Below are 8,492 nucleotides of genomic sequence, written 5' to 3'. Positions count from 1 at the left end.
TTTCAATACATGCTGAAATTGCTTTTTTGGTCGTTCAATACATACCCTAATTATTTTCAATACATACTCTTTTTGGCATTTTCTACCAAATATTACCCAGCAAAAATCAAAAGCATCTAGGGATTGGTTGTATAAGGAATGCTTCTTAAAAAAATAATTCAACAATCGTAAAGCTTTTCGCTTGTTTTTTTGAGTTTATTAAAGTCAATAATTTTTTTAAATATTTGATAAATATTGACTTATTTTATTTATCACTACCTTAAATTAAATATTTTTCTCAAATCATCACTTTTGAAAACTCAATTTTTTCATATTTGGTATGTTCTCGTCGAAAGCAAGTTTCTGTGTTTTTTAGAAGCTGCTTCTAATAAGCAAGCCTACCTGTAGCTACAGAAAACTGCACTACGTGCACTTTTCTGGTACGCAACAGGGCTTGTTAGGGGCGACCCCCTAAGACCCCAAACTTCACAAATTTGATGACGGGATAAAAATGAAAACTGGTAAACGAACCATTACAAAGCGCTTACGCTTTTTAGCGCTGCAAGAACAGCAGTTGGATCAGCTGCTAATTGCAAACAGCATGAATTTTACGGATTTTGTACATTGGCTGATTGGACAGGCTTTTATGAAAACTCAGCACACCGTGCCAAAAGAAACGGAAGGCATTGCCCAGCCTGAACCTGAGATCAAAAAGCGCCACCGTCGTCCAGAAAAAATCCTGCAGCGACCTGCTCCTAAGGCCGATCCCAAATTACTGTTGGAGTTGGGTCGTATTGGTAACAACCTGAATCAGATGGCCCGTGCTTTAAATATCATCAAAAATGCGAATCCCCAAGAACAGCAGAAGCTTGATATTTTCAGCGTATTGCTTGTTTTAAGAGGTATCCAAACTGAGTTAGAACAAGTATTTCCCGCACTGCCTAAAATCGGCAGACAAAGCCCTGACCGGCTTCAAAAGCAACTGGAAGACTTAAATGTTGACCAGGCACTACCTTCGATTGTTTTAGCGGAGCAGGATGAAAGTGCATATTAAATTTCTGGATCACGGAAAAGGGTCGGCTGCACACGCTTCAGCGTATGTTTTAGATCAGTTCGATCATCAAGGAAATCTGCGTGCTGGCGTTCATGTTTTACGAGGTGATGCGACCACGTTCAATGCCATTTGTAATGCAAGCCCTCACCTGTGGAAGTACACCAGTGGAGTAGTCGCATGGTCAAAAGACGATGATCCGACTGACGAGCAGATCCTGGAAGTTTTAAATGACTTTGAAAAACACGCTTTTGCAGGACTTGATCAGTCTCAATACCACCTTTTTGCTGTTCTGCACACTGATGATGACGGCTCAAAACATATTCATGTTTTAACGCCACGGCTCGATATTCAAAGTGGTAAATCACTGAATATTGCCCCGCCAGGACACGAAAAACATTTCGACGCATTACGAGATTACTTCAACACAAAATACGAGTGGTCGCGCCCTGATGACATCACTTGGACACAAACAACGCAAGAGCCGAATCACGTTGCAAAACTTAATGCACAAGCCAAAAAAATCCTTGCAAGCGAAGAGTTGAAGACACTTAGAAAAAAGCAGTTTTGCAAGACTGTTGATAATCTCGTCAAAACGCTTTTAAAGACGCAAACAGTAAAAAACAGGGCGGATATTGTCAAATGTATCGAGCAACTCCAAGGCGTTAAATCAGTTAAGCAAAGTAAAGAATTTTTAAGTGTCGTATTAAGCAACGGCAAAACACACAGACTCAGAGGAGATTATTATCATGAACAATTCGAAATTGGACTTTATTCAAAGCGTCTACGAGCAGCAACAGAAAGCCGAGCAACTGCAGATGAGCTTGCAACAGCTCTCCGACAGGCTGATCAACTTCGAGAAACTTATCGAGCAAAGCGAGCAGCCTATCATCAACGGCACTACGCTTTTGCACAAAGTACAGGAGAAGACAACAGCCCTGGAATTACACCTCAACTCGATTTTGACCGAGATAGGGAATTTATCCCCCCAAGCAATAAAAACGCTGACAGCCAGCTATACCGTGCAAATCGAGGAACTCCAGGCAAAACTCGCGAGTATAGATATTACGGAAATATCAAAAGTGAAATCGAGCATAGATTCGTTTTCAATATCAACTCAGGCTCTACAGAGCAAAATCAACAACCAGTTGCAGAACATCTCGATAGATCAGAAGAGCATCCAAGCCCAAGTCCAGGCCCAAGTGCAGCAAGCGATAGTCAATCAAAGTGGGCAAATCGAGAGCGAAATACAAACGCTGATCACGGAAAAACTGAATACGCAAAAAGCAAAATACATTTCATGCGGGATGATCTTGTTTGGGGTGCTGATGATTTTAATCAGTTTTTATACGATTTATCAGTCCAGTACAAACTTAAAGACCATCCAAGCGCAACGACAAATCATTCAACAGAACTCAGAAGCAATCACGGCCCAAATCAATTATTTGAACACCCTACGGAGGTAAGTCATGCAGACCGAAATCGACCAATTTTTGACAGAGCAAAACGCCTTGTTGAGTCAACAAAACAGCTTGTTAGCAGAACAAAACGAAGTCTTGAGTCAACAGGTCAGTTCATTAAAGAATATTTTGACCACTTACAGCGAAGTAGAGCAGAGTTTAAAGGACAAAATCAACAACTTGAACTCAGAGAAAGAAGCTCAACAAGCATTAATTTTGGCTATGAAAGTAGAACTTTCAAAGCTCGAGCAGGGCGAATTTTCGGAGCAATTACAGCAAGCATTTCAAGAAAACTTGAGAATCCAATTGCAAAGGCAATTGACGACAGCATTAAATCAACTGAATTTAAAAGCTACTGTCAGAGACTTAGTGAAGATCGAATTACAACCCATTCAACAGACGATACGCACACAGCAGACAGACCTGGAGGCAGCACTCTCAATCATCTTGCAATTGCAGGTACCAACCGACTTTTACACAGACTTGGAGATGCAAAGCAAGCAGATCAATACGCTTGGGGAAACTGTAGAACGATTAATGACCTTAATCAACAACTTGAACAACTAGAACCCATAGTCGCTAAAATTCGACCCAAACCAAAGCCGGCTACAGATTTCCGTGACTTGCGAATTGACGCTTATTACCCCGGTTACGTTGCTGATCACAAACAACTTTCAGCCCAACAACAGCAAGCATACAACGATAATAATCTATTGCAATTGATTGATTGTGTGCAGAAAAAAGCTCAAAACTTGGAGAAATACATCAGCCAAGCAAGCAGAATGATCAATACATGGGACTATGACAAAATCGAGGAGATCATCAAAAACGACCGATGCATGCTTAACTATTTGAAATGTGAAATTATTTTAGAGCCTCAAAACGATCATTTGAAACATCAAAGAGCGTCATATCAATCGTGTTTAGAGAGTTTTGAGAACATAAAGAGCCTTATCCACGAGGTGAAAAAGCCTAAGCCGATTCCTCAAAGCGATGTCTTAGAGCAAACTTATGAACCTGAAAAGCAGCCAAATCGTGATTATGATCTAGATTTTTAATTTCAGCATTGATGATATAAACCGTCCGCTTCGATAATCGCAAAAGTGTGGATTTGAAAGCGGACATTTCTATTTGGGGTTTACATAGAGTCTCTAGCTCTCGTTTTTTTAATCTAAAACTGCTAAAATTTATATACGCCATTGACGTATATAAATCTATGTTATTCATTGAAACCAGTATCTTTACCAAGCAAATCAGAGAGCTTGTCACTGATGAAGAATATCGTCAGCTCCAGCAAGATCTCCTGATACAGCCTGATAAGGGTGACTTAATCAAAAATGGTGGAGGAATTCGTAAAGTACGTTGTGCTCAAGGCAATAAAGGAAAAAGTGGTGGTATCCGCGTGATCTATTATTGGGTCACAGAAGATGATCAGATCTTTTTTCTGGTGGCTTATCCAAAGTCTGTGAAAGATAATCTGACAGACAAAGAAACCTCGATCCTGCGTCAATTAGTAAAGGAGCAATTTCATGGATAACAACTTATTTGATGATCTGGTTGCTTCAATCAAAGAAGCTGGGGCCATCAAACGTAATGAGATAAAGGCAAGTCGAGTCACAGAGCTTGAACTGCCAGATATTAAAGAAGTACGTGAAAAAACAGGCTTAACCCAGGCTGAATTTGCTGCACGTTTGCATATCAGCGCGAGAACCCTGCAAAACTGGGAACAAGGCCGTCGCTATCCAACTGGCCCTGCAGCGACATTAATCCGTATTCTGGATGCTCACCCGGGTCTGATTTAAGTTAAATATACGAGAAATGAAAAAACCCTGGCATCCTGCCAGGGTTTTTCGTATGGGGTCGCTCGGTATAACTCCTGTCGTACCTTACTGTCCTTGTGCGTATCTATATTCTTATTATTGTGTGGAGCTTCCTGTTCCCGATGAATCTATCATATGAAAATTCCAATGTTCCGAATAGCAGCAAAGTACCGGAATTGACGTGAGTAAATACATACAAAGATGATTAAAAACTGCCCTAGGTGTATCTGCAGAAATTGGGGATAATTTGTGCCCTGAAAAAGCTGGGATGGGGACTGTCGAGGGTTCAGTTACTCGAAAATTGTGTGCAACAGCATGATTTTTTGTATAATACGATGACTAGAACAACTAACCGTACCATGGTTATATCAATAGTCGTTTTAGTAAAAGGCAGAAGCTCGAACTTCTGCCTTTTAATTTTTTAAGTAATAAGAAAAACAAAAAGTTTCTGAAAAACCCGGCACGGTTTAGGGTAAAAGTGCTGTATAAATCACATAACAGCCCGTTAACATAGCTAATTTCATTTTTTATGTAACTGAAATGTAAAGGCCCTTGTTTTAACAAGGGCCTTTGCATTAAATTTGTTGGCGTTACAGTTAAATGATATTACCAGTATCGTTTAACGAAAGATCTGTAGAGCGGAAACTCGTACAGATAATCACCAGAGGCTTGTAACTGCCAGTTCCTTATTTTAAGGAAATTATTCTTTTGTACAAGTTTTTATATGTAAATTCTTTTGTACACAGTCTAATTTCTTAAGGAATTGCGTGGGATACAATGCCTCCGATATAAAAAATTTCGTTAAATGCTCTTCGTAATACAATTTAAACCATTTCGGTTCGTTCACTACGTCTGTAAAAAGATTAAGTTTGTAAGTGCAACTGTTTATATGTTGGCTTGATCTTCTTCGTGGCTTTGATGTGCAGGTGGAAAAAAGTGACGGCAGGCATCAAAGGCTAAAGATTTTATAATCGCTTTCTCATCTGATGGATTGCACTGGGGAAAGGACGCCGGGAATAGCACGACATTCACGCACGATTGAGTATTGGGAAACCTTGCCGAGTGTGCGCTTCGTGTAGAGAGAAAGGCGTGTGCGGGATAGGGATTCAGCCCTATAAATACTCTCTTGCGAAGTGATCTGGGCGCATCTCACTTTGTACCGATTTGAAAGCGACAGCGGCTCCATACGGTGATGTTTTTAAAGGGTGATATTCAAATACCTGAGCTAACTTTAAAATTAGCGAAGGTAGGGTGAATATTACCGAAAATCTGCTCTAGCTCACCACCAATGATGAGCCAAAAGCGAAGCATGGTGGGGGGACTAGTGCAGATTGAGAGCATCAAATATTATTACTCTGTACACTTTTATAGAAATTGAGCAGTAGTTATTTGAATCCGTGAATGATAAACGGTCACTGAAGAAATAGATATATTAAAAAAGCCTGTCATTAACGTCTCACCATTTATCGAAATATTCTTGAATCTGTAATACATTCAGTCATATATTTGATTACGTCACAAAATCAAAAAAGTAGTTGAATCATGAGCAATAATCGCGGGGGAAGCCGAGAAGGTTCTGGTAGAAAGCTTAAATATAATGAACCTACAAAAACGGTAAGAGTACCTGTATCCAAAATCATAGAGATCAAGAATTACCTCAACGAGGCAGAGAAGCAAAGCTTCAATGATGTCGCTTCAATCACGCTTGTCGATCCTACAACACTTATGCATATTCCCTTGGCTTCAGAAAAGGTTGCGGCTGGCTTCCCTTCTCCTGCTCAGGATTACATAGACAAAACCTTGGATATGAATGAACACCTCATCAAAAACGAGGCTGCAACCTTCATTGTGAAGGTCGCATCGCTTTCGATGAGGGATGCAGGTATTGAGATTGATGATGAACTGATTGTAGACCGCAGCATTGAAGCCAAGCATGAAGACATCGTAATTGCACTAATAGACAACGAGTTCACTGTAAAACGCCTCATGATCGAAGGTGATGATAATCGTTGGCTTAAAGCAGAGAACCCTGAGTATTCCGACATTCATCTGCAAGATGGGCAGGAAATGCTAATTTGGGGTGTAGTGACTTTTGTCATCAAGCCATTCAGAAAGCGTTAATACTTGATTGGTTTCATGCTCATGCAAGTAGCTCACCAGAAGATCTATGCACTTGTAGACATCAATAATTGCTATGTCAGTTGTGAACGTGTCTTCAACCCTAGTCTGAACAAAAAGCCTCTCATTGTGCTATCCAACAATGATGGCTGTGCTGTGGCACGTTCCCAAGAAGCCAAAGACTTGGGCATCAAGATGGGTGTTCCTCTCTTCCAGATTAAGGACATCGTCGAACAGCATCAGGTACAGGTGCTATCGAGCAACTATGCACTGTATGCAGAGATGTCTCGCAGATTCATGAAAATCCTAGCTGATTTTGTATCTCCCAAAGAGCAAGAGATTTACTCTATTGATGAGTGCTTTCTAGATCTGACAGCTCATGCAGGGAATTACGACTTGACTGAATATGCTCATCAGATTCGTCAGCGTTTGTTTTCTTGGCTTGGTTTACCTGTATGTATTGGCATAGGACGCTCAAAGACAGAAGCGAAACTCGCAAACCATATTGCCAAGAAGAATGATTACTTCAATGGCGTATGCAATTTGGTTTCAATGGATCCATGCTCAGCCGAGAGCGTCTATCAAGCAATTGATGTAAGTGAAGTATGGGGCATTGGTCGAAAGTATACGAAGAAGCTCAACAGTATGGGGATTCATTCAGTGATGGATTTTGTCTTGGCTTGCCCTCTGATGATCCGAGACCAATTCTCTGTAGTGATGCACAGAACCTTATTGGAACTCCATGGAATTGCTTGCATTGAATTGGAACATACGCCTCCTGCAAAGAAGCAAATCATTGCTAGTCGCTCCTTTGGGCAGAGGGTCTATCACATAGATGATCTCAAGGAAGCCATGTCGCTGTATGTTATGGATGCGGTTAGCAGACTGAGAGATGATAATTTGTTGTGTGGTTGTTTGATTGGTTTCGTACAATCAAACCCATTTGATAGCTCAAAGCCCTTCTACAACAAGTCTTTATCCTTGGCTTTACCAGAACCTACCGACAACCTGTTGGTGCTTTCTAAACTCGCCACATCGATGATTGATGGCCTGTATGCCAAGGACATTGCCTTCAAGAAATGTGGCGTGATTCTGACGTGTCTCGAACCAAAGGCAAGCCATGTATATGACATGTTTACCGACATGAAGCACATCGAAGTCAGTGATGCTTTGATGGATTCCCTTGAAGCGATTCATCTTAAGTATGGCAAAACCAAGATTGCCTTGGGCGCAAGTTTAATGCCGAACAGAACATGGAATATGTCACGAAATCGGCTAACACAGAACTACTTTAAATGGGATCAACTGCTTTGTGTGAAGTAAATGTCCTGCCTATAAATTGATTTCGTTTTGGTTTCATAATAGTTGTTTATTGATTTCAAAATAGTTGTAATTTACTACTACCTAATCGAAGATTATCTACATCAAAAATGCCCATAAACATGAGTGTTTTCATAGAAACTATCTGCTTATAGGCATTACATCATTTATGAATGACGAGAGTTGGCATCATCATAGACGGCATTGATTTCACGTCTGCCTACAGCAATCACGATGACAACTACCTCATCATCAACGACTTCATAAACCAGACGATAACCAATACTACGAAGTTTAATCTTGTAGCGGTTAGGATGTCCTGACAACTTGTTTTTGGGAATGCGAGGATTCTACAAAACCTTGATCAACTGCTTCTTCAATGGCTGCTTAATACTTGGATTTAGCTTATTCCATTCTGCTAATGCTTCTTCTAAAAAGTCTAACTTATAGGTCATCAATATTTACTCGAATGCGTTTCTGATTCGCACGAGCATCTGCAATCTTATTCAGTTCTAGGTCTTCTAGTTGTTCCATCATCGTTTCATACAGATCAGCTGGAACACAGTAAAACGCTGGTGTATTACGATTGAGGATTGCGACAGGTTCGCCTTTGCCTGCCAACACTGTATCCATCGGACTCTTTTTGAGTGGCACTGTTGCAAATAGAGATTTGAGTCGATGATGTTCCCTTTAAAAAGTACTTAGAGACCGAAAACCCTGTTGATTAGACACACTTCACCCTGA

Annotated in this window: 7 protein-coding genes and 1 pseudogene; 6 read left to right on the top strand and 2 right to left on the bottom strand. The window is 40.5% G+C overall.

What is annotated here, in order from left to right:
* Positions 1-490: 490 nt before the first annotated feature.
* The 6 genes from mobC to F947_RS13995 all read left to right on the top strand — a co-directional run bounded on the left by mobC (position 491) and on the right by F947_RS13995 (position 7,751).
* Positions 491-1,033: a plasmid mobilization relaxosome protein MobC gene (gene mobC, locus F947_RS14020; protein ID WP_004977505.1), complete on the top strand. Its 543-nt coding sequence runs from the start codon at positions 491-493 to the stop codon at positions 1,031-1,033.
* Positions 1,017-3,548 (top strand): relaxase/mobilization nuclease domain-containing protein, encoded by a 2,532-nt coding sequence (locus F947_RS14015; RefSeq protein WP_026438517.1) that lies wholly within the window; start codon positions 1,017-1,019, stop codon positions 3,546-3,548. The genes mobC and F947_RS14015 overlap by 17 nt, the downstream gene beginning before the upstream one ends.
* 158 nt (positions 3,549-3,706) lie before the next feature.
* Positions 3,707-4,027, top strand: a complete 321-nt coding sequence (locus tag F947_RS14010; RefSeq protein ID WP_004977497.1) for a type II toxin-antitoxin system RelE/ParE family toxin — start codon at positions 3,707-3,709, stop codon at positions 4,025-4,027.
* On the top strand, positions 4,020-4,292 hold the full coding sequence (gene nadS, locus F947_RS14005; RefSeq protein WP_000369782.1) for a NadS family protein: 273 nt from the start codon (positions 4,020-4,022) through the stop codon (positions 4,290-4,292). Before F947_RS14010 ends, nadS begins: the two co-directional genes overlap by 8 nt.
* Before the next feature lie 1,560 nt (positions 4,293-5,852).
* The gene (locus F947_RS14000) at positions 5,853-6,431 is read left to right on the top strand and encodes a LexA family protein (protein WP_004977494.1); all 579 of its coding nucleotides are present in this window, start codon (positions 5,853-5,855) and stop codon (positions 6,429-6,431) included.
* Positions 6,432-6,446: 15 nt separating this feature from the next.
* Positions 6,447-7,751, top strand: a complete 1,305-nt coding sequence (locus F947_RS13995) for a Y-family DNA polymerase (RefSeq protein WP_004977492.1) — start codon at positions 6,447-6,449, stop codon at positions 7,749-7,751.
* 164 nt (positions 7,752-7,915) lie between these two features.
* Here the strand turns inward: F947_RS13995 and F947_RS13990 are convergent.
* Both F947_RS13990 and F947_RS13985 read right to left on the bottom strand, forming a co-directional pair.
* Positions 7,916-8,203, bottom strand: a pseudogene (locus F947_RS13990) (type II toxin-antitoxin system RelE family toxin).
* Positions 8,193-8,381 carry a type II toxin-antitoxin system Phd/YefM family antitoxin gene (locus F947_RS13985; protein WP_004977490.1) on the bottom strand — a complete coding sequence of 63 codons (189 nt, stop codon included), beginning with the start codon at positions 8,379-8,381 and terminating at the stop codon, positions 8,193-8,195. The pseudogene F947_RS13990 and the gene F947_RS13985 overlap by 11 nt, the downstream one beginning before the upstream one ends.
* Positions 8,382-8,492: the final 111 nt, after the last annotated feature.

The sequence above is a fragment of the Acinetobacter towneri DSM 14962 = CIP 107472 genome, assembly GCF_000368785.1.
Taxonomy (GTDB): Bacteria; Pseudomonadota; Gammaproteobacteria; order Pseudomonadales; family Moraxellaceae; genus Acinetobacter; species Acinetobacter towneri.
This window is presented reverse-complemented; position numbering and strand designations above follow the sequence as displayed.

Coding starts and splice junctions, on each gene's coding strand:
- mobC (WP_004977505.1), top strand. CDS start 491: ATGAAAACTGGTAAACGAACCATTACAAAGCGCTTACGCTTTTTAGCG.
- F947_RS14015 (WP_026438517.1), top strand. CDS start 1,017: ATGAAAGTGCATATTAAATTTCTGGATCACGGAAAAGGGTCGGCTGCA.
- F947_RS14010 (WP_004977497.1), top strand. CDS start 3,707: ATGTTATTCATTGAAACCAGTATCTTTACCAAGCAAATCAGAGAGCTT.
- nadS (WP_000369782.1), top strand. CDS start 4,020: ATGGATAACAACTTATTTGATGATCTGGTTGCTTCAATCAAAGAAGCT.
- F947_RS14000 (WP_004977494.1), top strand. CDS start 5,853: ATGAGCAATAATCGCGGGGGAAGCCGAGAAGGTTCTGGTAGAAAGCTT.
- F947_RS13995 (WP_004977492.1), top strand. CDS start 6,447: ATGCTCATGCAAGTAGCTCACCAGAAGATCTATGCACTTGTAGACATC.
- F947_RS13985 (WP_004977490.1), bottom strand. CDS start 8,381: ATGGATACAGTGTTGGCAGGCAAAGGCGAACCTGTCGCAATCCTCAAT.